A 24,807-nucleotide genomic window follows, 5' to 3' on the forward strand; every position below is an offset into this window, starting at 1 on the left:
CCGCCGCGCCGATGAGGGAGGTGGGCTGGGACTGCACGAAGCGCGCACGGTGCGCCGCGCGCAGCTGCGCGGGTTCCAGAGGGACGCCCAGCAGAGCGGATGCCTCGGCGAGCGCCAGCCGAGCGGCGGCATCGTCATCGAGGGAGGCCGTCGCCGCAGGCTCCCCCTGCGCGCCGAAGGAGACGCGCACGATGTGATTGCCGTCGGCGGCGCGACGCAACCAGCCCCACTTCGCCGTGGAGTGCGTGAGCGCCTTGGCCGTGTGGCTGCCGGGAACCGTGAGCACGCCGCTGCCGCGCGGGTTCGCGTCGAGCTCGGGGGCGTCCAGCAGCAGCGAGACGATCTCGATCTCGGGTGCGGCCCCGGGGTCGCTCAGCCCGGTGACGTGCGGGGCGAGCAGGGCGCGAGCCGCGGGCTCGGAGGTCGCGACGATGACGGCGGAGGCGGTCACGATGCCAGGATCGCGCGGCTCGTCGGCATCCGGCTCCTCGGTCTGCTCGAGCTCGACCGTCCAGCCCTCGCCGTCGCGGGTCAGTGCGGTCACGCGGGCGTCGGTGCGCACGTCGGCGCCGTAGGTCTCGAGGTTCGCGCGCAGCGCGTCGACGAGCCGGCCCATCCCGCCGTCGATGCCCAGCACGGCCGCTCCCGGAGCCTTGCCCGCGCGCTCGCCCTGCAGGCTCAGCACGGCTCCGCTGAGCGATCCCACACGGGTGAGCGCGGCGTTGAGCCCGGGAGCGGCGGCGTCGACGTCGACGTCCTCGGGGAGCGCGGAGTACACCCCGGCGGTGATCGGGGCGACCAGCCGGTCGCGCACGCGCGCGCCCATGCGAGTGGTGACGAGCCTGCCCAGGCTCTTCTCGTGCCCGATGGTCAGCGGCGGGCGCAGCCGGTCGACGTAGGCGCGCCAGACGCCCCGCCAGCCGATGACGGCGCGCACGTCCTCCTGGAACGGGTTGGCGGGGATGCCCAGCAGCCCGCCCACAGGGAGGGGCGCGTCCGGGGCATCCGGGATGCCGCTGAGCCAGGCGCCGCCGCCCTCGGGAGCGACCACCGCATCCGACAGCCCCAGCTCGTCCACCAGAGCCCGCACATGCCCGCCGCGGGTGGCGAAGCTCTCGGCGCCGGCGTCGATGACGATCCCGTCCAGCTCGGCACGGCGGATGCTGCCGCCCAGCTGCGAGGCCGCCTCGAGCACGGTGACGCGGATGCCGACCTTGGCGCATTCCCGGGCCGCGACGAGCCCTCCGATGCCGCCGCCGATGACGACGACGTGCTGGTCAGCCGCCCGTGCGGCGAGGTCGGCCGGGTGCTCGGAGCTCATGGCTCGATTCTCCCATCCGGCGCCACGGGCGCGCCGGGTCAGAGCTCGCCGTGCGCGAGGCGCACGATGCGGGTGAGCTGGTCGGGGTCGGTCTCGGGCGGCACGCCGTGACCGAGGTTGAGGATGTGGCCCTTGGCACCCGCGCCGCGGGCGATCACATCGCGCACGTGCGCCTCGAGCACCGGCCACGGAGCCTGCAGCAGCGCGGAGTCGATGTTGCCCTGCACGACCGCGTCGGGGCCGAGGAGGCGGATGGCGTCGTCGAGCGGCATCCGCCAGTCCACTCCCACCGCGGATGCCGCGCCGTCCAGTTTCATGTCGGCCAGGAACGGGCCGGTGCCCACGCCGAAGTGGATGGTCGGCACGCCGATGCCGTCCAGCGCGGCCCTCGAGTGCGGGGCGACGTGGTCGCGGTAGTCGGCGGGGCTGAGGGATCCGGCCCAGGAGTCGAACAGCTGCACGACCTGCGCCCCGGCATCCCGCTGGATCTCGAGGAACCGCCGCGAGATGCCCGCCAGCCAGCCCGCCAGCTTCTCCCACGACTCGGGATCGGCGTGCATCATGGCGCGGGCGCGCAGGTGATCCTTGGAGGGCCCGCCCTCGATCAGGTAGGCGGCCAGGGTGAACGGGGCGCCGGCGAAGCCGATCAGCGGGGTCTCGCCGAGCTCGGCCGTGACGATGCGGACGGCCTCGGCGATGGCGGTGCCGTCCACGTTCGCGGGGTCGATGGTGGTGATGCGCGTCACATCCTCCGCGGTGCGCACCGGGCTCCCGAACACCGGGCCGCGGCCGGGCACGATCTCCACGTCGACGCCCGCCAGGCGCAACGGGATGACGATGTCGCTGAAGAACACCGCGGCGTCCACGCCGTGCCGGCGAACGGGCTGCAGGGTGATCTCGGCGGCCAGGTCGGGGGTGAGGCAGGCGTCCAGCATCCGCGTGCCGACCCGCAGCTCGCGGTACTCGGGCAGAGACCGTCCGGCCTGACGCATGAACCAGACGGGGGTGCGCTCGGGCTTCTCACCTGAAAGCGCGCGCAGCAGATCACTCATGCCTCTGATCCTTTCATCGGCGGCTATGCGTTCGATATGCGCGGGGCATAGGTAAGGCATCCCTGGGATGCCTCTCATAGAGACTCGGCGTACCGTGGAGGGGTGCTGTTCTGCGTCACCGCGAGTCACAAGACCGCTTCCTTCGAACTGCTCGAACGTCTCAGCCGCAATCCCCAGACCGTCGCCCCGACCCTCATCGAAGCCGGCGCGCAGGGAGCCGTCGTGCTCGCCACCTGCAACCGCTTCGAGGCCTACGTCGAGGCCGATGGCCTCGGTTCGGATGCCGTGATGGATGCCGTCGAGCAGGCCACCGGCGTCCCCTCCGTCGACCTCGACGGCTCGTATCGCGTGATCGAGGACGGGCGTGTGGCCGAGCACTTGTTCGCCGTGGCATCCGGCCTGGAATCCGTCGTCTCCGGCGAGGGTGAGATCGCCGGCCAGGTGCGCCGGGCGCTGACCGGCGCGCGCAAGCAGGGCACCACCTCCCCCGCCCTCGAGCGCCTGTTCCAGCGTGCCAGCCAGGCGCAGCGCCGAGTGAAGAACGTCACCGCGCTGCAGCGCGCGGGCCGGTCGCTGGTGCGACTGGCGCTGGAGCTGGCAGACAGCCGCATCGCCGACTGGTCCGCCGAGCGCGTGCTGCTGGTGGGCACCGGCGCATATGCCGCCGTCACCCTGGCCACGCTGCGCGAGCGCGGCGCCGCCGACATCCGGGTGTACTCCCCCTCGGGCCGGGCCGAGCTGTTCGCCAAGAAACACGGCATCCGGGCGGTTCTCGCCGATGAGTACGCGTCCGCGGCCCGCGAGTCGTCGCTGCTGATCACCTGCACCTCGGTCACCGAGCCGGTGCTGGGACCGGAGCAGTTGCAGCGCCCGGCGGGAGACGCCGTGTCGACGGGCTCGGCGACCCAGGTCACCTGCCCCGTCTCGCACTCCTCGTCGCAGCTGGTCATCGACCTGGGGATGCCGCGCAACGTCGACCCCGCCGTCGCCCAGCTCGAGGGCGTGGCCCTGCTGGATCTGGAGACCGTCCGCCTGCACGCGCCGCTGGAGGAGCTGCAGGCCACGGAGGCCGCGCGCGCCGTGGTGCGCGAGGCCGCCGAGGACTTCCGCGCCGTGCGCTCGCGTGCCGTCGTGACTCCGGCCGTGGTGGCGCTGCGCACCCACATCTTCACGCTGCTGGAGGCCGAGATCCAGCGCGCGCGCAACCGCGGCGACGACGACGGCCTGGTGGAGCAGGCCATGCGGCACCTCGCCGGCGTGCTGCTGCACACGCCCACCACACGCGCCCACGAGCTGGCCGTGCAGGGCCGCGGCGACGAGTTCCTCACCGCGCTGGAGACGCTGTACGGCCTGACGCCGGAGGCGCCCGCGGCATCCGCAGCATCCGAGATCGCCTGATCCCCGGCATCCGCCTGCTCTTCTGAGCCGAGCGCTTCGCCCGGACTTGTGCGCTTGACGCGGACGGATTCCGGGAATCTCTCCGCGCGAGGCGCACATCTCCGCGTCAGGCGCACGTCGTCTCGCGCCTGCCACACTGTCATGATGAGCGACGCGCTGGACGACGGCCCCTTCTTCCACGGCACGGCAGCCGCGCTGCAGCCCGGCGACCTGCTGACGGCCGGATTCCCGTCGAACTACCGGCCCGAGATCCTGATGAACCACGTGTACTTCACGGCACTGCGCGACGGCGCGGGCCTGGCAGCCGAGATCGCCGCCGTCGATGGCGAGCCTCACGTCTACCTGGTCGAGCCGACCGGCGCGTTCGAGAACGACCCGAACGTGACCGACAAGAAGTTCCCCGGCAACCCGACCCGCTCCTACCGCACCAGCGCACCGCTGCGCGTGATCGAGGAGGTGCACGACTGGACGCGCCTGGAGCCCGAGGTCCTGCAGGGGTGGCGCGACCGCATCGCCGCCATCATCGAGACCCGCGGCGAGATCATCAACTGAGGAAGCCCACTGCACCGGATGCCCCAGCAGCTATGCTGGCGCGAACGCTGAAGCCGCACGCCGCGGTCTGCTCGCGCCGAAGCCGATGCCGAGCGCGGAGAGGATCGACACCACATGGTATGGACACCTGACGGCAAGTTCGAAGAGCTGAGGGACTTGATTCACGCGTTCGTGGCCGAGCTTGATACGCCGATGATGCCTTATGTGAACGAGGGGCTCCTCGGCCGTGTCGAACTCAAGCGGATGTCTGACGAGGACAAGGCCAGCGGGCGCACCGGCATCGGCGTCGGCTGGCGAACCGGCGGAGGAGAATTCGTCGAGTCTGATCGGTTCGAAGCCTCCCGCTCGGCTGAGCTCAGGTGGGAGGCGACCGATCTGAAGCGAAGAGGCCAGTTCTTCGCATCAGCAGAGAAGACGATCGAGTCGTTCCGCATCGACGGACACTACGACCTCGGCAACCTGCGCAATCTCTGGAAGACGGCGCTCGTGGGCGGCGATGCGGCGGGAGCGGTCGCCATCATCCGAAAGGCGATCGACACCTATGAGCGATATCCGATCGCTCGCCAGTTCGAGCAGCTGCCGTACCCGCCTCACGACGACCTGGGCGACGTCCTCGAAGCGATGCAGGCCGAGCAGTCCTGCCGGGACAGGCTTCAGGCGTTCGCCGGGAATCCCGAGTACGTCCTCCCGAGGACGTACTCGTCGATGAAGGCTGAACTCGAAGGCCCTCGCCCGCAGCATCGTCAGCCGTCCTCGCAGTCCGCTGTCGCGAAGAAGTCCGGCGGATGCTATGTGGCGACTGCGGTTTATGGAAGCTACGAAGCGCCTGAGGTCATGGTGCTCCGCAAGTTCCGCGACGAGCGCCTTCAGCCCACGTTCCTCGGACGCGGCTTCATCGCCTTCTACTACGCCGTGAGCCCGAGTCTTGCTCGCCATCTCCCGTAGCACCGGCTTCTGAGCGCTTGGATTCGAGGCCGCCTCGACGGCCTTGTGCAGCATCTGCAGTCGCGGACGTAGCCCAGCGCGCCGCGACGGAATCGAGAGATCTGAACCCGCCCGCGCGACGCCGATGAGATGACTCGACCGGCAAGGAACAGGCGGCAACGGATCACGGGAGCAGCGCGCAATCAGGGGCAGCCGCAGCGAGACGAGCATCGAGGGTCAGCAGTGAGCACTGCGCCGCGCGCGCGAGCACGACGTACATGGCGTCGTAGGAGCTCACATTGTGCCGCAGGGCGTACACGGCAGGCAGCATCGACATCATGGGCACCAGCTCGACGCCGAGAGCGTCGAACTCGCCGAGCGCTCGCAGGGCCTGCTCGTCGGTGATCTGCCGACTGAGCGACCATCCACGGATGACGGAGGCGACCTCAGCCGTGAGGTGCTGTGGCGCCAGCAGCTCATGCCCGCCTATCAGTGCGGCCGCCCTTTGCCCTGCCTCGGTTCCGAACAGGATCTCGGCGACCGCAGATGCATCGACGACGAACGTCATCGACCAGGCCGCTGCTCGGCGAGCACCTGTGCTGCCGGTTCCAGCGTGGCGACACCACGGCTCGCGATCCGCTCCAGCAGCTCGGCTCGACTCGGGCGTGTGGCGATGCGATCGAGTTCACGCAGCAGATAGTCGCTCAGCGAGCGCCCCTCGAGCGCAGCCTTGGCCTTGAGCGCGCGGCTCGTCTCCTCGGAGACGTTGCGAACCTGGATCGTCGTCATGCAATAAGCATACCTCACATGCAGATTACATGCCTATCACGTAGACCTGCTTCTCCCTACGCCTCCGCGATGCCAGACTGTCGGCATGGCCCTTCACGTCACCGGAGACACCGCCGCCGACGACCTGCTCACGAACAACCCACTGGCGCTGCTGGTGCGGATGCTGCTGGGCCAGCAGGTGCGCTAACCATGCGGTGAGCGTGACTCCCCCGAACCGCGTCAGCGCACACTCTGACACAGTCGTGAGAGCATGGGCACCCAGGAGGCCCGAATGACACAGGAGTTGTACTCGGACGCGAGATTGTACGATCTGTTGTTTCCGGCCGACGAAGCGGCAGTCAATTTCTACCGCGCCGAAGCCGACGGCAAGCGAGGGCGCGTGCTCGAACTCGGATGCGGCACGGGGCACAAGCTGATCCCGATCGCGGCCGATGGGAACCCGAGCGTCGGACTCGACCTGTCGCCGGACATGCTGGCCGAGGCGCGCCGGAAGGCCGATGAGCGAGGCGTGTCAGTCGAGTGGCTGCAAGGCGACATGCGTGACTTCGACCTGGGCGGCGAGTTCGACCTCATCTTCATCGCGGCCAACGCCCTGCTGCACCTGCACGACGCCGACGCCATCGTGCAGTGCTTTCGCGCAGTCAGACGGCACCTCGCACCGGGCGGGCGATTCGCATTCGACGTCTTCAATCCGAACGTGCGGCTTCTGGCTGGCGCCGACGGGATGTGGCGTCCGCGCACCTCTTTTACCGATCCCGACCGCGGCGACGTCCAGGTCGACGTCGACGACGCCTACGATGCCGCCGCGCAAGTGACTCGCGGAACGTGGTACTTCTCGACAGACTCGGAACCCGACTTCCAGAAGGTGTCGCTCGAGGTGCGGAGCATCTTCCCCCAGGAGCTGCCATTACTTCTCGAAAACGCCGGACTCCGGCTGGTCGAGCGCTTCGGCGGCTGGGATGGCGCCCCCTTCGCAGCGGACTCGCCAATCCAACTCTGCGTCTGCGCACCGACATCCGGTCGTGAGAGAGGATAGAGCCCATGGCCCTTCACATCACCGGAGACACCGCCGCCGACGATCTGCTCACGAACAATCCGCTCGCACTTCTCACAGGGATGCTGCTCGACCAGCAGGTGTGCTAACCATGCGGTGATGCGGGTCGGCGCGGCCGGTTTTGCGCTAGAGGTCGCCGTGAGCAGCCGCCCGAGCCCACCAGGTCATCGAATCTTGTTCTCCGGGTGCGTTATGCCCCAGTTCCGACGAGTCTTAGATGTCGGCCACCGGTGGACGTCGCCGACGACCTCAAGGATCTCTTCCTCAGATTTGAATCCCGTTGTGAAACCGTAGTAAATCTTGAGCGGCCTCCGCCCATCGCGACGAATTGCCACGACGTGGTCCCTCCCTGGCGTCCACTCAAAGCGATCGATGGAGATTGCCTCGGTCACACGACGCAGAAGGGGAAGATTGGCATCGGGAAGCCCCCGGCCCAGCCACGCCGATCCGATCGAGTACCAAGTCTTGACGTTGTTGTTGGCCATCTGCTCTACTCTTCCTAACCTTGCGCGACTACTCGCGCCTTTCTGAGGATGGCTGCATACTCACTTGCAGCCAAGCCCGGATCATGGTCTTTCTGGTCCATGTCTCGGAGGCCGTACATCCTGCTCCCAGTCATTGGGTCGATAACGTGACTCTGCCATCCCACCGGAAAGCCCGCCGCGCTGCCCTTGCCGGCAAGCCGATTGATCTTTCCGCGAATGCTGCCCGCATCACGAAGGTTGAGCTGCTTGACAATCTCACTGTCGGGAACAAGGCCGGGGGCGGCATCAATCCACATATTCCAGATGGCGCGCTCCGACAGAGTCAGAAGTCGCCACCATCGGGCACCAGCCTGGACGAGATCGTCATTTTCATCTATCACGCTGCCCTCGTTCGACGTAGTCGTCTCTCGAACCGCGGCAATCGAAACCTGACCTTCCGCGCCTTCGCACCAGTCGGCGAACCATCTATAGAACTCGCTCACACGCTCCGCTGGGACGGGCACTGTGATCTGCTGCACGGCGTCCATGTCCACTCCTTTCAAGCGACGAATCTATCGTATATATGGAACAGATGTCAATATGTGATCGATGCCTTGACGGACTCTGCCCACACCCACACCCAGTGCGCACAACAAGGCACCAAGGACAGCTGCAACGAATGGCAGACTTGCACGATGTCCCTTCACATCACCGGAGACACCGCCGCCGACGAACTGCTGACCGAGAACCCGCTCGCGCTGCTGGTCGGGATGCTCCTGGACCAGCAGGTGCCGATGGAGACCGCGTTCGCAGGCCCCCTGAAGATCCAGCAGCGCACCGAGGCGACGGATGCCGCGACCGTCGCCGCCACCGCCCAGGACCGCAGCGTCGCCGACATCGTCTCGCCCGAATCGCTGGCTAAGGTGCGCGAGCACAAGAAGGCGATGAAGGCCGCCGCCAAGGCGGCGAAGGCCGCGGAGTGAGGCCGACCGGCGGCAGCGTCGCCGCCTTCCTCGCCGGAGTCACCCCCGCCAAGCGCCGTCGTGACGCCGAGACCCTGACTGCGCTACTGCACAGGCGGTGTCCGGCCGCGAACCCGAGCTGTGGGGCACGATCGTCGGCTTCGGCAACTGCCACTACCGCTACCCCACCGGCACCGAGGGCGACATGCCGCTGCTGGCGTTCGCGCCGCGCAAGGCGGCTTCGACGCTGTACCTGGAGTCGACGGCCGCGCACGCCCACGATCTCGCCCGTCTCGGTCCGCACACCACCGGCGTCGGATGCCTGTACATCAAGGATCTGGAGGAGATCGACCTCGAGGTGCTGCGCGGCATCCTGACCGCCTCTCTGCGCTGGGCGGAGGACGGCGGCGACGAGCACGCCGTGCTCACCGTCACCGGCTGACGCGGACGCCCTCCGGACGGTTGACCGGCGAATCGGTCGCGCCGTCTCCCGCAGTGTCAAGGGCTTCTTCTTCGTCGTCGGCCGGAGCGCTGTCCGTACTCGAGGAGTTGCGGTCGCTCCCGCAGGTGGGAGCATTGGAGAGCTCCGCGCACCTCGACATCGTGAAGGAGGACTACGCCCGCTCCCTCGGATTCGTCGTGCGATCCGGCCCCGTCGATGGTGAGTGACGCTCACTCCCCCGAGCTGTAGATCATCGTCGAGCCCGACGACGGGCGTGCGGCGAGGACCATCGCCAATACACCGAGGAACCCGACCGCGACGGCCTCGAGGAGCGCGCCCGTACCGTCCAACACGACGAGAGCCTCCTGCCCCAGGCCCTGCTGGCCGAACAGGAACCCTGATCGCAGGACGCGCACTGCGACGACTGCGAGCAGCGCCCACAGCGGCGCCCACTGCCACGGCTGCGGAACGACGCCTCCCCGGCCGATCTGCATGACGCCGACGATCGCGAGGGCCAGCGCGATCACCTCGCCCGTGATGCTCAGCATCGCCGAGAGCACCAGAAGATCGGTCCGCTCCGCAGCATCCGCCCCCATCGAGATCTCCGGCTGAAGCACACTCAACAGCGGTGGTGCCAGCAGCAGCCACACCGCCAGACCTACGACGGCCGATGTCCCCAGCGGACGGCGCCCGGTGACGCTGCCCGAGCGCCCCAGACCAACGGCGAAGACCACCGCGCCCGCGGCGAACAGCACATCCGGCGGCGAGACGAACGGCACTGTCGGGAGGAAGAACGAACCGCGCATCGCGAGACTCAGCAGAGCCGACGCCGCGAGCAGCCCGCCGCCCAGCATCCAGGTCCGTCGACGCTCCCGCGCCGCGTGTGCACTGCCTGCAGCCACCTCGATCATGCCGTCAGGTTATCCCTGCGGCACGCTCTCCGAGTCAGCCGCGCGCGACGCGCTCGGCCTCCTTGGCCGCGACGATCCTGCGCAGACCCGAGCTGGAGAAGCGGTGGTCGCGGCTGTTGAAGTACAGCTCGATGCCGGCCTCCTCGCAGTACGCGCGACCCGTGAAATCGCGGTCGATGTACTCGTCGCCGACGATGCGCACGTCGAGCTTGAAGGAGCGCAGGATGTCCTCGAGGTCCTGCTCGGTGGAGTACGGCACGATCTCGTCGACATACTCGCAGCCGCGCAGCTGGATGTAGCGCTCGACGACCGTCTGGGTCGGAGCGTTCTTCTCGGGGCGGTCCAGCGTCGGGTCCATCTGCAGGCCGCAGATCAAGTAGTCACACTGCCGCTTGGCCTCGGCGAGCATCATGATGTGCCCGGCGTGCAGCAGGTCGAAGGTTGAGAACGTGATGCCCACCCGGGGGCCCGGGTTGTAGTCCTGGTGCTTCTTCACAGTGGTCTCCGTCATCCTGCATCCCTTCGCAGCGCCCCCACAGCGCGATCAGAGGGATTCTACCGGGCGGGGATACACACTCGCCTCCCCGCCTACGCGCCCGCGGGTACGATTCGAGGATGCCGACCACGCTCGACCCCAGTGCACCGGTGCGCTTCGGCGCCAATTACACGCCGTCGAAGGACTGGATGCACTCGTGGCTGTCTCTGAACCTGGACGACGTCCGCCGCGACTTCGCCGGTCTGGCGGAGCTGGGTCTGGATCATGTGCGCATCTTCCCGCTGTGGCCAGTGCTGCAGCCCAACCGCACGCTGATCCGCGAGCAGGCCGTCGCCGATGTGCGCGCCGTGGTGGATGCCGCGGCCGAGTTCGACCTGGACGCCAGCGTGGACGTGATCCAGGGGCACCTGTCGAGTTTCGACTTCATCCCGTCCTGGCTGTACACCTGGCACGACAAGAACATGTTCACGCACCCCGAGGCGCTCAGCGGTCAGGCCGCTCTGGTCGAGCGGCTGGGTGCGGCACTGGCGGGTGCCGACAGCTTCCTGGGCTTCACGACCGGCAATGAGACCAACCAGTTCTCGGCCTCGGTGCACCCGTCACCGTGGCCGCTGACCACCGCCGAGGCCGAGAACTGGATCACGACGCTGCTGGATGCCGCAGAGCGCGGCGCCCCCGATCGGCAGCACGTGCACAGCGAGTACGACGTGGCCTGGTACCTGGACGGCCATGCGTTCACGCCAGCGCTCGCCGCACGGCTGGGGGCGATGACGACCGTGCATTCCTGGATCTTCAACGGCACCGCACAGCGCTACGGAGGGCGCTCCACGGCATCCGATCGTCACGCCGAGTACCTGATCGAGCTCTCTCGCGCGTTCACGACCGATCCCGGACGCGTCACCTGGCTGCAGGAAGTGGGGGCGCCGTCGAACTGTCTTGCGGATGCCGAGACTCCGGACTTCCTGGAGGCGACGGTGCGCAGCGCCGTGCGCACCGAGAACCTGTGGGGCATCACCTGGTGGTGCTCCCACGACGTGAGCAGGGCGCTGGCCGACTTCCCCGAGCTCGAGTACTCGCTGGGGCTGATCGAGAACGGCGGCGCCGCGAAACCCATCGGCCGTCGCTTCGCCGAGATCATCCCCGAGCTGCGCGAGCGCCGTCCCGCTCCGACGCGCACGCTGGGCATCGTCATCGAGGTGGACGAGACGGATCTCCCCCTCAGCCGTGCCGCGATGAGTCCCGGCGGCGCGATCTTCCAGAGCTGGGTGGACGCGTGCGAGGCGGGTGCTGATCCGGCTTTCATCACCTCGACGGATGCCGCGGATGCAGCCATCCTCGCGAACCGGGGCATCACCGAGCTGGTACGCCCCGGCCTGGCCACCGGATCGCGCACCTACGCGTCGAGCAACACCGTCATCGACCCCGCCGCCTCCGCCTGAATCGCAAGGAGCCCGCCGTGCACGAAGAGACCTCCCTCACCGTCGGCCGTGTGAATCGCGTGCTCACCGAGCGCGTGCGCCCGGCCATCCACTCCACCCGGGTGCCGCTGGAGATCGCCTCGAACGCGCTGCCCGGCGAGCCCGTCTCCCCCGCCGAGGGGATCGCGCTGGACTACCAGCCCTTCGAGGCAGGCAGCATGTGGGGGCCGGCCTGGGGCACCACGTGGTTCCGCCTGCGCGGCGAGGTACCCGCGGATTGGGCCGGCAAGAAGGTCGAGGCGCTCATCGACCTGGGCTTCGACATCAACATGCCGGGCTTCCAGTGCGAGGCCCTGGCGTACCGCCCCGACGGCACGCCGCTGAAGAGCATCAACCCCCGCAATCAGTGGCTGGCCATCGACGCGGCGCCGGGCTCCGCCGTGGAGTTCTACCTGGAGGGCGCCTCCAACCCGGTGCTCCTGGACTACCACCCCTTCCTGCCCACGCAGGAGGGCGACATCCGCACCTCCTCCCCCGAGCCGCTGTATCGCGTGCGGCACATGGACCTGGCGGTGTTCGAGGAGTCGGTGTTCGAGCTGGCCCTCGACCTGGAGGTGCTCATCGAGCTGCAGGCGGAGCTGCCCGAGACCGGGCCGCGCCGCATGCGCATCCTGCAGGCCCTCGACGACGCGCTCGACGTGCTGGACCTGCAGCACATCGTCGAGACCGCACCGCTCGCCAGACAGCAGCTCGCCGGCGTGCTGGCCTCGCCCGCGGATGCCAGCGCGCACCGCATCGCCGCCATCGGCCACGCCCACATCGACTCCGCCTGGCTGTGGCCGGTGCGCGAGACCATCCGCAAGGTCGCCCGCACGACCTCGTCGATGACCACGCTCATCGACGAGCAGCCCGATTTCCTGTACGGCATGTCCAGCGCCCAGCAGTACGCCTGGCTCAAGGAGCACCGCCCCGAGGTGTACGCCCGGGTGAAGGATGCCGTGAAGGCCGGCCGCTTCCTGCCGCTGGGCGGCATGTGGGTGGAGTCCGACACGGTCATGCCCACCGGCGAGTCGCTGGTGCGCCAGTTCTCGCACGGCCAGCGCTTCTTCGAGCGCGAGTTCGGCATCCGCTCCAAGGGTGTGTGGCTGCCGGACAGCTTCGGCTACTCCCCCGCCCTGCCGCAGCTGATGCGCCGTGCCGGATTCGAGTGGTTCTTCACCCAGAAGATCTCGTGGAACCAGCGCAACAGGTTCCCGCACCACTCCTTCCTGTGGGAGGGCATCGACGGCTCGCGCATGTTCACGCACTTCCCGCCGATGGACACCTACAACTCGCAGCTGAGCGGATCCGAGGTCGCCAAGGCGTCGCGCCAGTTCCAGGAGAACCGAGTCGCCACCATGTCCATCGCGCCGGTCGGCTGGGGCGACGGCGGCGGCGGCACGACTCGCGAGATGACCGGCAAGGCCGCGCGTATGGCGTCGCTGGAGGGCGCCGCGCAGGTCGAGTGGAAGCATCCGGATGCCTTCTTCGACGACGCTCGCGCGGAACTCACGGATCCTGCCGTCTGGGTCGGCGAACTGTACCTGGAACTGCACCGCGGCACGCTCACCAGCCAGCACGCCACCAAAGCGCTGCACCGCTGGGCCGAGCAGGCGCTGATCGAGGCCGAGCTGTGGGCGACGACCGCCGCCGTGCAGCGGGGCGCCGAGTACCCGTACGAGGAGCTGGACCGGCTGTGGGAGCTCGTGCTGCTGCACGAGTTCCACGACATCCTGCCCGGAACGTCGATCGCGTGGGTGCATCGCGAGGCCGTCGAGGTGCTCACCGGAGTGCTGCTGGATGCCCATGTCGTGCGGGATGCCGCCACGCAGGCCCTCGTCGGCGAGGGCGACCGCGAGCTGGTGCTCACGCCGACGTCGGTCGGCTCGGGACGGGCGCTGGGCGCCGAGTTCACCCATGACGCGGCCGTCGGGGCCGCCGAGAGCCCGGGGGCACTCTCGAAGGGTGCCGACGGATCGCACGTCCTCTCCAACGCCCTCATCACGGTGACGGTCTCGCCGGAGGGACTGATCACCTCGGCCATCGACAATGCCAGTGGGCGCGAGGCCATTGCCGCGGGCAAGCCCGCGAACCTGTTCCAACTCCACCAGGACTTCCCGAACATGTGGGACGCGTGGGACATCGACCGGTACTACCGGAACCGGGTCGACGACCTCATCGAGGTCACCTCGATCACCGCATCCGTCGAGGGATGCGCGCCGACGATCACCGTCGAGCGGGCCTTCTCGGAGTCGACGCTGAAGCAGACCATCTCGCTGGCCCCGGGCTCGCGCACGGTGATGCTGCGCACGGAGATCGACTGGCACGAGACCGAGAAGCTGCTCAAGCTCGCGTTCCCGCTCGACGTCTTCGCCCGCGAGACGCTGGCCGAGACGCAGTTCGGATTCCAACGTCGCGTCACGTACGTGAACACCAGCTGGGAGGCGGCGAAGTTCGAGACCTCGATGCACCGCTTCGTGCTGGCTCAGGAGGACGACGGCTTCGGCGTCGCGCTCGTGAACGACTCCCTCTACGGCTACGACACCACCCGGGAAGTGGATGACGACGACGTGACGACCACCATCCGGCTGTCGCTGCTGCGCGCGCCGCGCTTCCCCGACCCGGAGACCGACCACGGTCACCACGAGATCGTCGTCGGGCTGGTGATCGGAGCGGATGCGGAGCTCGCGACCGCCGAGGGGATCGCGCTGAACGCGCCCGCGCGAGTGGTACGAGGCGCGCACGAGGTCGAGCCGCTGGTGTCGGTGACCGGCAGGGGCATCGTGATCTCGTCGGTGAAGCTGGCCGATGACCGCTCGGGGGATGCGATCGTGCGCGTCTACGAGTCGCTGGGTCGTCGCACGACGGGTTCGCTGAGCGTGGGCTTCGAGCACGCCGGCATCCGCGAGATCTCTCTCATCGAGGATGAGCTGGACGATCCCCGCACCGGTGGCGACCTGTCGCTGCACCCCTTCGAGGTGCGGACGCTGCGCATCGCGCGGGCCTGAGGGCGGGCGCTTCCGCTGCCGGCTGCCGGCTGCCGGCTGCCGGCTGTCACACTTCCGGGCCGGACGGTGTCTTCATGCCCGAAGGCATGACGGACGTGCCGTGAAGGAGAAGTGATCATGGAGAGCACACGCATCCCCGCCATCCCGGTGACCGGTCTGTACGGCGCGGTGGTGAAGACCCTGGCGAAGAGGATGCTCGGCAAGGTGCCGGACTCCCTCGGCGTGATGTGGCACCACCGGCCGGTGATGATGGACATGATGAAGTTCGGCGGCCGCACCGAGAAGTGGCACGAACTGGACCCGAGCCTCGGCACCCTGGCCACCATGGCGTGCGCGGCGACCGTCGGCTGCAGCTTCTGCCTGGACATGCACTACTACATGTCCCGCGACCACGGGCTCGCCGAGGAGAAGGCCCGCGAGGTGCCGATCTGGCGCGATTCCACCCGGTTCAGCCCGCTCGAGCGGCGCGTGATGGAGTACGCCGAGGCGATGAGCCAGACCCCGCCCGCCGTCACCGACGAGCTCTCCGCCCAGCTGCTGTCCGAGCTCGGTGCCCCGGCGTTGCTGGAGCTGGCTGCGAAGGTCGGCTACCTGAACGCCACTGCCCGCATGAACGTCGCCGTCGGCATCCCCTCGGACGGACTGGCGGATGCCTGCGGGCTGGCGCCCCTGGCCACACGGGCGGCGAGCGGCGTAGCGTCGCAGTCATGACCAGTGTCGGCGACGCGTCATCCCAGGACCCCTTCGTCACGCACCGCGGCCTGTTGTTCACGGTCGCGTACGAGATGCTCGGCTCGGCGGCCGATGCCGAGGACGTGCTGCAGGAGTCCTGGCTGCGGTGGGCGGCCGCCGACCGCAGCCAGGTGCGCGATCCGCGCGCCTACCTCGTGCGGATCGTCACCAGGCAATCGCTGAACCTGCTGCGCACCGTCTCGCGACGAAGGGAGGACTACGTCGGCGACTGGCTGCCCGAGCCACTGCTGACCACCCACGACGTGGCCGATGACGCGGTGCTCGCCGAGAGCCTGTCGCTGGCGGTGCTGACCGTGCTCGAGACGCTGGCGCCCACCGAGCGCGCCGTGTTCGTGCTGCACGAGGTCTTCGACATCCCTTTCGACGAGATCGCGGATGCCGTCAGCAAGACGCCGCAGGCCGTGCGGCAGATCGCGCATCGCGCCCGAGACCACGTCGCCGCGCGCCGCCCGAGGGTGGAAGTGGAGGCCGCGGAGCACGACCGCGTGGTGCGTCGTTTCATCGCTACCCTCGCCTCGGGTGACGTGCAGGGGCTGATGGACGTGCTCGCGCCGGATGTGGTGTCGGTGACCGACAGCGGCGGTCTGGTGCGCCACGCGGCACGGCGCCCGCTGCACGGGGCGGAGCGCGTGGTGGCGTTCCTGCGCGGCAGCATCGCGAAGCTCGACGCACCGTACTCCGTCACGCCGATCCTGGTCAACGGCCGGCTCGCCGCGCGCATCGAGGTCGGCGGCGCACTGATGGCGGCCGTGAGCTTCGCCGTCGAGAACGGCCGCATCGCCCGGGTGTTCTCGATGGCCAACCCGCGAAAGCTCGAGGCGCTGGGATCGGAGATCCCGCTGGCCCGGTGACCCGTCGCCGGTGGGCCGTTCGCGCTGAGCCCGGCGAATCTTTGCCTTTCGAGAAGGAAGTGCAGTTCTTTCCCGGGTATCCGCCTCTAAAAGCAATGAATCGTACGCGATGCTGGGTGGAGACCACCCACAAGGAGCTTTCGTGAACGACACCTCTGACCTCATCGACACCGACGCGCTGCTGTTCATCGGCCGCCCCCTCTGGTTCGACAAGCACCCCTCGCAGGCCGAGGGCGAGGACTTCTGAGCCCCACCGCCTGATCCCGCGACCGCGATCACCGCAGCCGCGGACGCGGCCTGCAGCAGCAGAACGCCCCGATCCAGACGGACCGGGGCGTTCTCGCGGATGTGCGGAACGTCAGGCGCCTCGCAGCCGCTCCGCCAGGTAGACCTGCAGGCCCTCGAGCGGCACGCGCTCCTGGGCCATGCTGTCGCGGTCGCGCACCGTCACGGCGTTGTCGTCGAGCGAGTCGAAGTCGACCGTGACGCAGAACGGGGTTCCGATCTCGTCCTGGCGGCGGTAGCGGCGGCCGATGGCGCCGGCGTCGTCGAAGTCGATGGTCCAGTGCCCGCGCAGCGTGTCAGCCACCTCGCGCGCCAGCGGCGAGAGCCGCTCATTGCGCGAGAGCGGCAGCACGGCCACCTTGACCGGGGCCAGGCGCGGGTCGAGCCTGAGTACCGTGCGGGTATCGGTGCCGCCCTTCGCGTTGGGCACCTGCTCCTCGACGTACGCGTCCACCAGGAACGCCATCATCGCCCGGGTCAGACCGAACGACGGCTCGATCACATACGGGGTGTACCGCTCGCCGGATGCCTGGTCGAAGTACGTCAGCGACGAACCGGATGCTTCGGAATGCGAAGACAGGTCGTAGTCGGTGCGGTTCGCGACGCCCATCAGCTCACCCCACTCGTGACCGGCGAAGCCGAAGCGGTACTCCACGTCGATGGTGCCGGCGGAGTAGTGCGCGCGGTCGTCCTCGGGCACGTCGAACTGACGCATGTTCTCCGGGTCGAGCCCCAAGTCGATGAACCAGTCCCAGCACGCCTGCACCCAGTGCTCGAACCACTGCTGCGCCTCGGCCGGCGGCACGAAGAACTCGATCTCCATCTGCTCGAACTCGCGGGTCCGGAAGATGAAGTTGCCGGGGGTGATCTCGTTGCGGAACGCCTTGCCGACCTGCCCGATGCCGAACGGCGGCTTCTTGCGGCTGGCGGTGAGCACGTTCGAGAAGTTCACGAAGATGCCCTGCGCGGTCTCGGGGCGCATGTAGTGCAGACCCGACTCGTCATCGACGACGCCGAGGTAGGTCTTCACCAGGCCCGAGAACGCCTTGGGCTCGGTGTACTGGCCCTTGTTGCCGCAGTTCGGGCACGGGATGTCGGCCAGGCCGTTCTCGGCCTTGCGGCCCTTGCGCGCCTCGAAGTCCTCGATGAGGTTGTCGGCGCGGAAGCGCTTGTGGCAGTTCAGGCACTCCACCAGCGGGTCGGTGAAGGTGGCGACGTGGCCGGATGCCTCCCACACGCGCTTGGGCAGGATGATCGAGGAGTCCAGGCCGACCATGTCACCGCGGCCGCGCACGAACGTCTGCCACCACTGCCGTCGGATGTTCTCCTTCAGCTCGGTGCCGAGGGGGCCGTAGTCCCACGCCGAACGGGAACCGCCATAGATCTCACCCGCTTGGAACACGAACCCGCGGTGGCGGGCGAGGGCGATGACCTTGTCAAGACGGGACTGTTCGGCCACGGTGGCTCCAATGGTCGGATGCTACGGGGAATGGCCCGTGATCACGGGCATGTCAATCCTACCCGTGGGTCCGGTGGGTTCCAGATGTCGGATGCCGGTGGCAGGGTGGGGGCATGGATCAGCGCGTGAGCTTCATCACCCTCGCCGTGGCAGACGTGGCCCGCAGCCGGGCGTTCTACGTGGACGGGCTGGGCTGGCATCCGCTCTTCGAGGCGGACGAGGTGCTGATGCTGCCGGTCGCAGAGCGAGTGATCCTCTCGCTCTGGAGCGTGGCAGGCTTCGCCGCCGAGATCGGCGAAGCACCGGCATCCGGAATCGCGCCGATCACCCTCTCGCACAACCTCGCGACCGAGGCGGAGGTGGATGCCGTGCTCGCCGAGGCCGAGCGGCTCGGCGCACGCGTATCGCAGGCCGCCCGCCGCGAGTGGGGCGGGTACTCCGGCTACTTCGCCGACCCCGACGGCTTCCGCTGGGAGATCGCGGTCAACCCCGGCGACACCGGGGCGTTCGTGCTCCCACCCCGGCGGTGACTCAGGCGGTGAACAGGTAGCCGCGCTCGGTGTCGAAGCCGGCGATGCGCAGGCCCTTGCCGAGCGTCTCCTCGATCTCGGCGCGCAGGCGCAGGCGCCATTGGTGCGCGGCGTCCGGATCCGAGACGCGCATGGACTCGACATCCGTCGGGATCTGCACGGTCGCGAGCACGGCCTCGGATGCCGGTGGCCTGGCGATGTCGGCCAGCGACCACTCCACGTCCAGCCGGTCGCTCTCGTCGCCGGCATCCCCGCCCCCGAAGATGCCGTAGCGGTTGACGGTGTACGACGTCACGCGGGCGCCGAGCACAGTGAGGAAGAAGTGCGCGTTGCGGGCGACCAGCGGATCATACGTCCACGTCACACGGCCGACCTCGCGGGAGAACGCCCACTGGCGCTGGTGCTCCTTGAGCTCTCGTCCCCAGCCGCGACCGCGGTACTCCGGCAGCAGCGCGGTGATGTGCGAGTGCATGGTGCGCTTGCCCGGCTCGCCGAAGAACGCGATCGAGGCCCCGACCATGCGCTCGGAGCCGTCGTCGCCGTCGAACAGGCCCACGACGTAGTTGCCGGACTGCTGCAGCGCGCGCAGCGTACCCGCGTCGATCACGCGCTCGGGTCCGCGGATGCTGTCCAGCAGCCCCTGCGCGTCGATGATGAGTTCTACGGTGTCGAGATCACGGATGGTTCGCACAGTCACAGTCTGCCCCTCGCGGCCCGTGGAACGAAACGCGGGGCGGGTCGGGCATCCGATCAGCGGTTCGGGAATGCCTCGACCGGGTCCGACATCGGCCCCAGAATGCCCGCCGGTTAAGCTGAAGCAATGCCTTCTTCACCCGCAGCGCCCGAGACCACCACTTCGGGCGCCACCTTCTTCGGGCAGCCACGAGCTCTCGCGAATCTGTTCGGCGTCGAGATGTGGGAGCGCTTCAGCTTCTACGGCATGCAGGGCATCCTGCTCATCTACCTGTACTTCAGCGTCAAGGACGGCGGCCTCGGGATGCCGGAGGCGCTGGCCGGTGGCATCGTCGGCGCGTACGGCGGTTCGGTCTACCTGTCCACGATCCTGGGCGCCTGGCTGGCCGACCGGCTGTTCGGCTCGGAGCGCGTGCTGTTCTTCAGCGCGATGGTGATCGTGGCGGGACACGCCTCCCTCGCACTGCTGCCGGGCTTCTGGGGCGTGGGCATCGGCCTGGTGCTCATCGCGCTGGGCTCGGGCGGGCTGAAGGCCAATGCGACCTCGGTGGTCGGCACGCTGTACAGCGAGGAGGACACCCGCCGGGATGCCGGATTCTCGCTGTTCTACCTGGGCATCAACCTCGGCTCGTTCTTCGGGCCGGTGCTGACCGGCCTGCTGCAGGACACCGTCGGCTTCCACTGGGGCTTCGGCCTGGCCGCGGTCGGGATGGTCGCGGGCCTGGTCCAGTACAGCTTCGGACGTCGCGCACTGCCCGCCGCGGCATCCGCTGTGCCGAACCCACTGCCCGCCCGACGCTACCCGCTGGTGATCGGCATCGCAGTCGTCGCAATCGCGCTGATCGTGGTGCTGACGCTGGTCGGCGCGGTCCGCGCCGACAACCTCGCGAGCATCGTCATCATCGGCGCTCTGGTGGCCACGCTGGCGTACTTCTCGATCATCCTGTCCAGCCGCCACGTCGACGCCACCGAGCGCTCGCGGGTGTGGGCGTTCGTACCGCTGTTCATCACGAGCGTGGCGTTCTGGTCGCTGTACCAGCAGCAGTTCACCGTGCTGACGGTGTACAGCGACAAGCGACTGGACCGCATGATCTTCGGCCTGGAGATGCCGCTGGTGTGGGTGCAGTCCATCAACCCGGTGTTCATCATCGTGCTCTCCGGGGTGTTCGCCGCACTCTGGACCAAGCTCGGCCGGCGCCAGCCCACCACCCCGGTGAAGTTCGCGCTGGGCACGATGGTCATGGGCGGTGCGTTCCTGCTGTTCCTGCCGTTCGCGAATGGAGGCGAGAACTCCACGCCGCTGCTGGCGATCGTCGGCATCCTGCTGGTGTTCACCATCGCCGAGCTGCTGCTCTCGCCGATCGGCCTGTCGGCGGCGACCAAGCTCGCACCCTCGCACTTCAGGGCGCAGATGGTGGCCCTGTTCTTCCTGTCGATCTCGCTGGGCACGGCGATCTCGGGCTGGCTCGTGCAGTTCTACGACCCGGCGAACGAGGTGCCGTACTTCTCGGTCCTCGGCGGCATCGCGATCGTCGTCGGCCTGGGGCTGGCGCTGTCGGCGAAGCCCGTGCTGAAGCTCATGAAGGGCGTCAGCTGAGTCGGATGCCGTGACGCTCGTGCCGAGGATACGGGTCCGTCACCGCCCCTGTTCAGCGTCACCGCCCCTGTTCAGTCACGCCACTGAGCAGGGGCGCGGACGACCATCAGGGGCGGCGATTCCGTGAGGCACGTGGTCAGCCGAGCGTTCGGCCGTCCGGTCGCCGGGGCGCGCGGGCCGCAGCCGGGCGGGCGCCGGCCACGGCAGCGTGAAGCGCTCGGCCGGCGTGCGCTGCATGTCGCCGAAGTCGTCGACTTTCACCACGACGCGGCCCGTGGTTCCGGCATCCGACGGCGTCACCTCGACGAAGCGCACGCGGAGGGGTGCGGATGCCTCGCCCTCCAGCATCCAGACATCCGCGAGCCACGCCAGCCCGGCCTCCTCGAGGGCGACCTCCGCATCGAGCCAGTCCACAGGAGCGGATGCCGTGCGCCCGAGCATATCGATCGCGACCCAGTCCTCGCCCTCGGGTCGGATCCAGCCCACGAGCTCTCCGTCGTCACGGCGGTGCGGAGTCCAGTCAGCGGGGATCATCCCTCGACGGTGGCCGACCGCCCCCGGTTCGCGCTGCAGTTCCCGTCGCGCGACAGCCTTCGTCCGCACCACCGATCAGTGCGTGTACTCCATGAGGTCGGTGCCGAGGATGCGGAAGGCCTCGTGCGCGCGCAGCCGGTGGCTGATCGACAGATCGTCGAAGCACACGGTCAGGGCGTAGGCGACGCCGGCACGGGGACCCGCGAGCACGCCGGCCTCGGCGCGCACGCCGCGATCGCGGCCGGTCTTGTTGATGAACAGGAGCCCGTGGGAGTCGTGCTCGTGCGCGAACGGATCCAGCCCCGTGGCGGCTCCCACCAGGCTGAGATCGTGGTTCAGGCTCAGCCACTCGGCCACCTGCACGCTGACGGCGGCATCCACCACGGTCGAATTCACCAGCGCGGCGAACAGCCGGGAGAACTCGCGGGTGGTGCCGACCGCCACGTGCGGGGCGTCGTCCGGTCCGCGCTTGTCGCGGAAGTGATCCAGCACGGCGCTGCGCGGCATCCCGAGGCTGACCATGCGCGCACGTACCTGATCGTGGCCGACGGCGTCGAGCAGGGCGTTGGCGGCATTCGGGTCGCCGGTGGCGGCGGCCAGCACGGCCAGGTCGATCAGCGGCAGCGCCGGCGCGCGCAGGCTGCGCCACAGACCCGAGCCGGAGACGAACCCGTCGGCGTTCCGGTCGACGATGCGCAGCGGATCGAGCGCGCCCGATTCCAGCGCCGCTGCGGTCTCCACCAGCACCGGCACGAACCCGAGCCCGGCGATGGGCAGCGGTACGTGGTCGTCGCCGGACAGCACCGAGCGACCGGTGTCCAGATCGGCGACGTGCACCGACACCTGCGCACCCGAGGTCGCGAGCTCCTCCAGGGCGCGCAGTGACGACGCGAACGACCGGCGTCCGATGGCGGCGCGGCGCGGAGCGCGGCGGCCACCCCGCTGGGAGCGGCGTGGTGCGGTGGCGGTGCCGTCGACGGGCGCGACCGACGCACTCTCGGACGGGTCTGGGCCCGCAGCGGAGGGGGAGCTCACGCAGGATTCCTCACGGCAGAAGTATGCATCGGCGACCGGATGCGCGGCGGGGGGAGCTGGGGGCATCCGACTGACTCGGCTATCGTAACCCCCTGCTCGCGACCGGTGGGAGCCTGCTCACCAGATCGTGACGCGCTGCTCCTTCGGCAGGTGCAGTGCGTCGCCCTCGTCCACGCCGAACGCGTCGTAGAACGCGTCGATATTGCTGACGATCTGGTTGCAGCGGAACTCGTTGGGCGAGTGCGGATCGATGGTCAGCAGGCGGATGGTCTCGGCCTCGCGGCTCTTCTGCTGCCACACCTGCGCCCAGCTCAGCAGCAGGCGCTGGATGCCGGTGAATCCGTCGATCTCGGGGGCGTCGGCACCGCCGAGCGACAGCTCGTACGCCTTCAGCGCGATGCCCAGGCCGCCCAGGTCGCCGATGTTCTCGCCGATGGTCAGCGCGCCGTTGACATGGTTCTCGGCGGGCAGACCCACCGGCACCAGCGCGTCGTACTGCGCGATGAGCGCCTTGGTGCGCTCCTCGAACGCCTCGCGATCGGCATCCGTCCACCAGTCCTGCAACCGGCCGTCGCCGTCGTAGCGGCTGCCCTGGTCGTCGAAGCCGTGGCCGACCTCGTGGCCGATCACGGCGCCGATGCCGCCGTAGTTGGCGGCCGCGTCGCGGTTCGGGTCGAAGAACGGGTACTGCAGAATGGCTGCGGGGAACACGATCTCGTTCATGAGCGGGTTGTAGTACGCGTTCACGGTCTGCGGCGACATGAACCATTCGTCGCGGTCGATTGGCTTGCCCACCTTCGACAGCTGGCGGTCGTGCTCGAAGACCGTGGCGTTGCGGGCGCTGCCCACCAGGTCGGAGGCATCGATCTCGACGCCCTCGTAGTCACGCCACACGTCGGGGTGGCCGATCTTGGGCCGGAAGGTGTCGAGCTTGGCCAGCGCCTTCTGTCGGGTCTCGGGGCTCATCCACTCCAGCGTCGAGATGCTCTGCCGGTACGCCTCGATGAGGTTGCCGACCAGCTCGTCCATGGCGGCCTTGGCGGCCGGGGGGAAGTGCCGTTCGACGTAGATCTTCCCGACCGCGTCGCCGAGGGATCCCTCCACCAGCGATACGCCGCGCTTCCAGCGGTCGCGGATTGACGGCGTGCCGGTGAGCTCGGTTCCGTAGAAGGAGAAGTTCTCGGCGATGATGTCGTCGGTCAGGTAGCCGGCCAGGCCGTGCACGACCTTGGCGCGCAGCCAGGCCTTCCAGTCGTCGAGCCGCTCCTCGACCAGCAGGGCGCCCAGGCCCTCGAAGAAGCTGGGCTGGTAGACGACGAGCTCGTCGAAGGCGGCGTGGTTGGCCGTGGACACGGCCTTGCGCCACGGTGTGAGGTCGACGCCGACCAGCTGCTGGAACTCGTCCCAGGTCTTGAGGTTGTATGTCTTCACGGCGTCGCGCGAGGCGACGTTATCCCAGTGATGGGCGGCGATCTCGTGCTCCAGGCCGAAGGCCCGGTCGGCGGTGCCCCCGGCATCCGCGTCGCCCGCAAGCGTCAGGATGCGCTCGAGGTGAGCCCGGTAGGCGGTGCGGGTGGCCTCGAAGCCCTCCTGGCGGTAGTAGCTCTCGTCGGGCAGCGACAGGCCCGCCTGCACCGCGAACGGCACGTAGCGCTCGGGGTTGCCCGGGTCGGGCTCGACGAACACGCCGATCAGTGCCGCGACGCCCTCGCGGTCGAAGTTCCCGACGGTGGCGAGGAAGGAGCGGATGCCGTCGATGGCGTCGACCTTCGCCAGCTGCTCCTGCAGCGGGGCGAGGCCGAGCGCGGCGATGCGCTCGGTGTCCATGAAGGCGGTGAACAGGTCCCCGACCTTGCGGTTCAGGATGCCGGCCTCGGCATCCTGCGACTCCTCGATGATCGCACGTACGTCCTTCTCGGCCTGCTCGGCCAGCAGGTGGAACGAGCCCCAGCGCGCCTTGTCGGCGGGGATCTCGGCGGCCTCGAGCCACGCGCCGTTGACGTGGCGGTAGAGGTCGTCCTGGGGACGGATGTCGGAGCTGAACTCGCTGATGGCAAGACCCGAGGGCAGAACGTCAGTCATGGCTGCAAGCCTAAGTGCGTGCGGCGACATTCGCTCCCGGGCCGGCGCAGAACGACCGTACCGAGATCATCACGCCCATTCCCCTTGCGCGCGACGACGCATAGGATGTCCCGAAGGCGTTCATCAAGATGGGGAATCTGCGGGGGCGGGTAGAGCGC

General features: G+C 68.7%; 26 protein-coding genes and 2 pseudogenes. 15 read left to right on the top strand and 13 right to left on the bottom strand.

The features are described from left to right. Together WA967_RS03925 and hemE are read right to left on the bottom strand one after the other, a co-directional pair. Window positions 1–1,321: protoporphyrinogen/coproporphyrinogen oxidase (locus WA967_RS03925; protein WP_424419588.1), on the bottom strand; the 1,321-nt coding region annotated here is incomplete at its 3' end. Between the two features lie 38 nt (window positions 1,322–1,359). Further along, window positions 1,360–2,373: a uroporphyrinogen decarboxylase gene (gene hemE / locus WA967_RS03930; protein ID WP_424419589.1), complete on the bottom strand. Its 1,014-nt coding sequence runs from the start codon at window positions 2,371–2,373 to the stop codon at window positions 1,360–1,362. A 102-nt stretch (window positions 2,374–2,475) separates the two neighbouring features. Between hemE and WA967_RS03935 the strand changes: the two genes are divergently transcribed. The 3 genes from WA967_RS03935 (at window position 2,476) to WA967_RS03945 (ending at window position 5,268) form a co-directional block, all read left to right on the top strand. Further along, window positions 2,476–3,771: a glutamyl-tRNA reductase gene (locus WA967_RS03935; protein ID WP_424419590.1), complete on the top strand. Its 1,296-nt coding sequence runs from the start codon at window positions 2,476–2,478 to the stop codon at window positions 3,769–3,771. A 144-nt stretch (window positions 3,772–3,915) separates the two neighbouring features. Continuing rightward, window positions 3,916–4,323 (top strand): NAD(+)--rifampin ADP-ribosyltransferase, encoded by a 408-nt coding sequence (arr, locus tag WA967_RS03940; RefSeq protein ID WP_424419591.1) that lies wholly within the window; start codon window positions 3,916–3,918, stop codon window positions 4,321–4,323. A gap of 156 nt (window positions 4,324–4,479) precedes the next feature. Then, entirely contained in the window at window positions 4,480–5,268 is a 789-nt protein-coding gene (locus WA967_RS03945; RefSeq protein WP_424419592.1) for a CFI-box-CTERM domain-containing protein, read from the top strand. Window positions 5,269–5,431: 163 nt separating this feature from the next. Here WA967_RS03945 and WA967_RS03950 read toward each other — a convergent pair whose 3' ends face one another. Both WA967_RS03950 and WA967_RS03955 read right to left on the bottom strand, forming a co-directional pair. Beyond that, the gene (locus WA967_RS03950; protein WP_424419593.1) at window positions 5,432–5,815 is read right to left on the bottom strand and encodes a type II toxin-antitoxin system VapC family toxin; all 384 of its coding nucleotides are present in this window, start codon (window positions 5,813–5,815) and stop codon (window positions 5,432–5,434) included. Further along, the gene (locus WA967_RS03955; protein WP_417555181.1) at window positions 5,812–6,036 is read right to left on the bottom strand and encodes a FitA-like ribbon-helix-helix domain-containing protein; all 225 of its coding nucleotides are present in this window, start codon (window positions 6,034–6,036) and stop codon (window positions 5,812–5,814) included. Before WA967_RS03955 ends, WA967_RS03950 begins: the two co-directional genes overlap by 4 nt. Before the next feature lie 85 nt (window positions 6,037–6,121). Here WA967_RS03955 and WA967_RS03960 point away from each other — a divergent pair. The 3 genes and pseudogenes from WA967_RS03960 to WA967_RS03970 form a co-directional block, all read left to right on the top strand. Next, window positions 6,122–6,217, top strand: a pseudogene (locus WA967_RS03960) (HhH-GPD-type base excision DNA repair protein); the annotation flags it as partial. A gap of 69 nt (window positions 6,218–6,286) precedes the next feature. After that, window positions 6,287–7,072, top strand: a complete 786-nt coding sequence (locus WA967_RS03965; protein WP_424419594.1) for a class I SAM-dependent DNA methyltransferase — start codon at window positions 6,287–6,289, stop codon at window positions 7,070–7,072. A 5-nt stretch (window positions 7,073–7,077) separates the two neighbouring features. Next, window positions 7,078–7,173 (top strand): annotated as a pseudogene (locus WA967_RS03970) (HhH-GPD-type base excision DNA repair protein); the annotation flags it as partial. A gap of 81 nt (window positions 7,174–7,254) precedes the next feature. On the opposite strand, the gene WA967_RS03975 reads toward WA967_RS03970, so the two are convergent. Both WA967_RS03975 and WA967_RS03980 read right to left on the bottom strand, forming a co-directional pair. After that, entirely contained in the window at window positions 7,255–7,575 is a 321-nt protein-coding gene (locus WA967_RS03975; protein ID WP_424419595.1) for a hypothetical protein, read from the bottom strand. Window positions 7,576–7,589: 14 nt separating this feature from the next. Further along, a complete protein-coding gene (locus tag WA967_RS03980; protein ID WP_424419596.1) occupies window positions 7,590–8,102 on the bottom strand; it encodes a hypothetical protein in 513 nt (170 codons plus the stop codon). Window positions 8,103–8,249: 147 nt separating this feature from the next. On the opposite strand from WA967_RS03980, the gene WA967_RS03985 reads away from it, so the two are divergent. From WA967_RS03985 to WA967_RS03995, 3 genes are all read left to right on the top strand, one after another. Continuing rightward, on the top strand, window positions 8,250–8,537 hold the full coding sequence (locus WA967_RS03985; protein ID WP_424419597.1) for a hypothetical protein: 288 nt from the start codon (window positions 8,250–8,252) through the stop codon (window positions 8,535–8,537). A 97-nt stretch (window positions 8,538–8,634) separates the two neighbouring features. Continuing rightward, the gene (locus WA967_RS03990; RefSeq protein WP_424419598.1) at window positions 8,635–8,958 is read left to right on the top strand and encodes a DUF1801 domain-containing protein; all 324 of its coding nucleotides are present in this window, start codon (window positions 8,635–8,637) and stop codon (window positions 8,956–8,958) included. A gap of 53 nt (window positions 8,959–9,011) precedes the next feature. Continuing rightward, on the top strand, window positions 9,012–9,185 hold the full coding sequence (locus WA967_RS03995) for a hypothetical protein (protein WP_424419599.1): 174 nt from the start codon (window positions 9,012–9,014) through the stop codon (window positions 9,183–9,185). A gap of 3 nt (window positions 9,186–9,188) precedes the next feature. Here the strand turns inward: WA967_RS03995 and WA967_RS04000 are convergent, their stop codons facing one another. Both WA967_RS04000 and WA967_RS04005 read right to left on the bottom strand, forming a co-directional pair. Next, window positions 9,189–9,869, bottom strand: a complete 681-nt coding sequence (locus WA967_RS04000; RefSeq protein ID WP_424419600.1) for a hypothetical protein — start codon at window positions 9,867–9,869, stop codon at window positions 9,189–9,191. 34 nt (window positions 9,870–9,903) lie between these two features. Continuing rightward, window positions 9,904–10,380 carry an adenylyltransferase/cytidyltransferase family protein gene (locus WA967_RS04005; RefSeq protein WP_424419601.1) on the bottom strand — a complete coding sequence of 159 codons (477 nt, stop codon included), beginning with the start codon at window positions 10,378–10,380 and terminating at the stop codon, window positions 9,904–9,906. 104 nt (window positions 10,381–10,484) lie between these two features. On the opposite strand from WA967_RS04005, the gene WA967_RS04010 reads away from it, so the two are divergent. The 4 genes from WA967_RS04010 (at window position 10,485) to WA967_RS04025 (ending at window position 16,434) form a co-directional block, all read left to right on the top strand. Next, window positions 10,485–11,804, top strand: a complete 1,320-nt coding sequence (locus WA967_RS04010; RefSeq protein ID WP_424419602.1) for a glycoside hydrolase 5 family protein — start codon at window positions 10,485–10,487, stop codon at window positions 11,802–11,804. A 17-nt stretch (window positions 11,805–11,821) separates the two neighbouring features. Further along, window positions 11,822–14,830, top strand: a complete 3,009-nt coding sequence (locus tag WA967_RS04015) for an alpha-mannosidase (RefSeq protein WP_424419603.1) — start codon at window positions 11,822–11,824, stop codon at window positions 14,828–14,830. Between the two features lie 117 nt (window positions 14,831–14,947). Beyond that, entirely contained in the window at window positions 14,948–15,541 is a 594-nt protein-coding gene (locus tag WA967_RS04020; RefSeq protein ID WP_424419604.1) for a carboxymuconolactone decarboxylase family protein, read from the top strand. Beyond that, a complete protein-coding gene (locus tag WA967_RS04025; protein ID WP_424419605.1) occupies window positions 15,538–16,434 on the top strand; it encodes an RNA polymerase sigma-70 factor in 897 nt (298 codons plus the stop codon). The genes WA967_RS04020 and WA967_RS04025 overlap by 4 nt, the downstream gene beginning before the upstream one ends. A 358-nt stretch (window positions 16,435–16,792) precedes the next feature. Here WA967_RS04025 and WA967_RS04030 read toward each other — a convergent pair whose 3' ends face one another. Beyond that, window positions 16,793–18,178 carry a glycine--tRNA ligase gene (locus tag WA967_RS04030; RefSeq protein ID WP_424419606.1) on the bottom strand — a complete coding sequence of 462 codons (1,386 nt, stop codon included), beginning with the start codon at window positions 18,176–18,178 and terminating at the stop codon, window positions 16,793–16,795. A gap of 125 nt (window positions 18,179–18,303) precedes the next feature. Between WA967_RS04030 and WA967_RS04035 the strand changes: the two genes are divergently transcribed. Then, window positions 18,304–18,708, top strand: a complete 405-nt coding sequence (locus WA967_RS04035; protein ID WP_424419607.1) for a VOC family protein — start codon at window positions 18,304–18,306, stop codon at window positions 18,706–18,708. 1 nt (window position 18,709) lies between these two features. Here WA967_RS04035 and WA967_RS04040 read toward each other — a convergent pair whose 3' ends face one another. Beyond that, entirely contained in the window at window positions 18,710–19,399 is a 690-nt protein-coding gene (locus WA967_RS04040) for a GNAT family N-acetyltransferase (RefSeq protein ID WP_424419608.1), read from the bottom strand. Window positions 19,400–19,528: 129 nt separating this feature from the next. Here WA967_RS04040 and WA967_RS04045 point away from each other — a divergent pair, with 129 nt between their 5' ends. Then, window positions 19,529–20,998 (top strand): peptide MFS transporter, encoded by a 1,470-nt coding sequence (locus WA967_RS04045; protein ID WP_424419609.1) that lies wholly within the window; start codon window positions 19,529–19,531, stop codon window positions 20,996–20,998. Between the two features lie 75 nt (window positions 20,999–21,073). On the opposite strand, the gene WA967_RS04050 is transcribed toward WA967_RS04045, so the two are convergent. From WA967_RS04050 to WA967_RS04060, 3 genes are all read right to left on the bottom strand, one after another. Further along, on the bottom strand, window positions 21,074–21,532 hold the full coding sequence (locus WA967_RS04050) for a hypothetical protein (protein WP_424419610.1): 459 nt from the start codon (window positions 21,530–21,532) through the stop codon (window positions 21,074–21,076). Window positions 21,533–21,607: 75 nt separating this feature from the next. Then, on the bottom strand, window positions 21,608–22,567 hold the full coding sequence (locus WA967_RS04055; RefSeq protein ID WP_424419611.1) for a serine hydrolase: 960 nt from the start codon (window positions 22,565–22,567) through the stop codon (window positions 21,608–21,610). A gap of 117 nt (window positions 22,568–22,684) precedes the next feature. After that, window positions 22,685–24,649: a M13 family metallopeptidase gene (locus WA967_RS04060; RefSeq protein ID WP_424419612.1), complete on the bottom strand. Its 1,965-nt coding sequence runs from the start codon at window positions 24,647–24,649 to the stop codon at window positions 22,685–22,687. Between the last annotated feature and the right edge of the window lie 158 nt (window positions 24,650–24,807).

The organism is Microbacterium sp. (genome assembly GCF_049650565.1).
Lineage (GTDB): Bacteria > Actinomycetota > Actinomycetes > Actinomycetales > Microbacteriaceae > Microbacterium.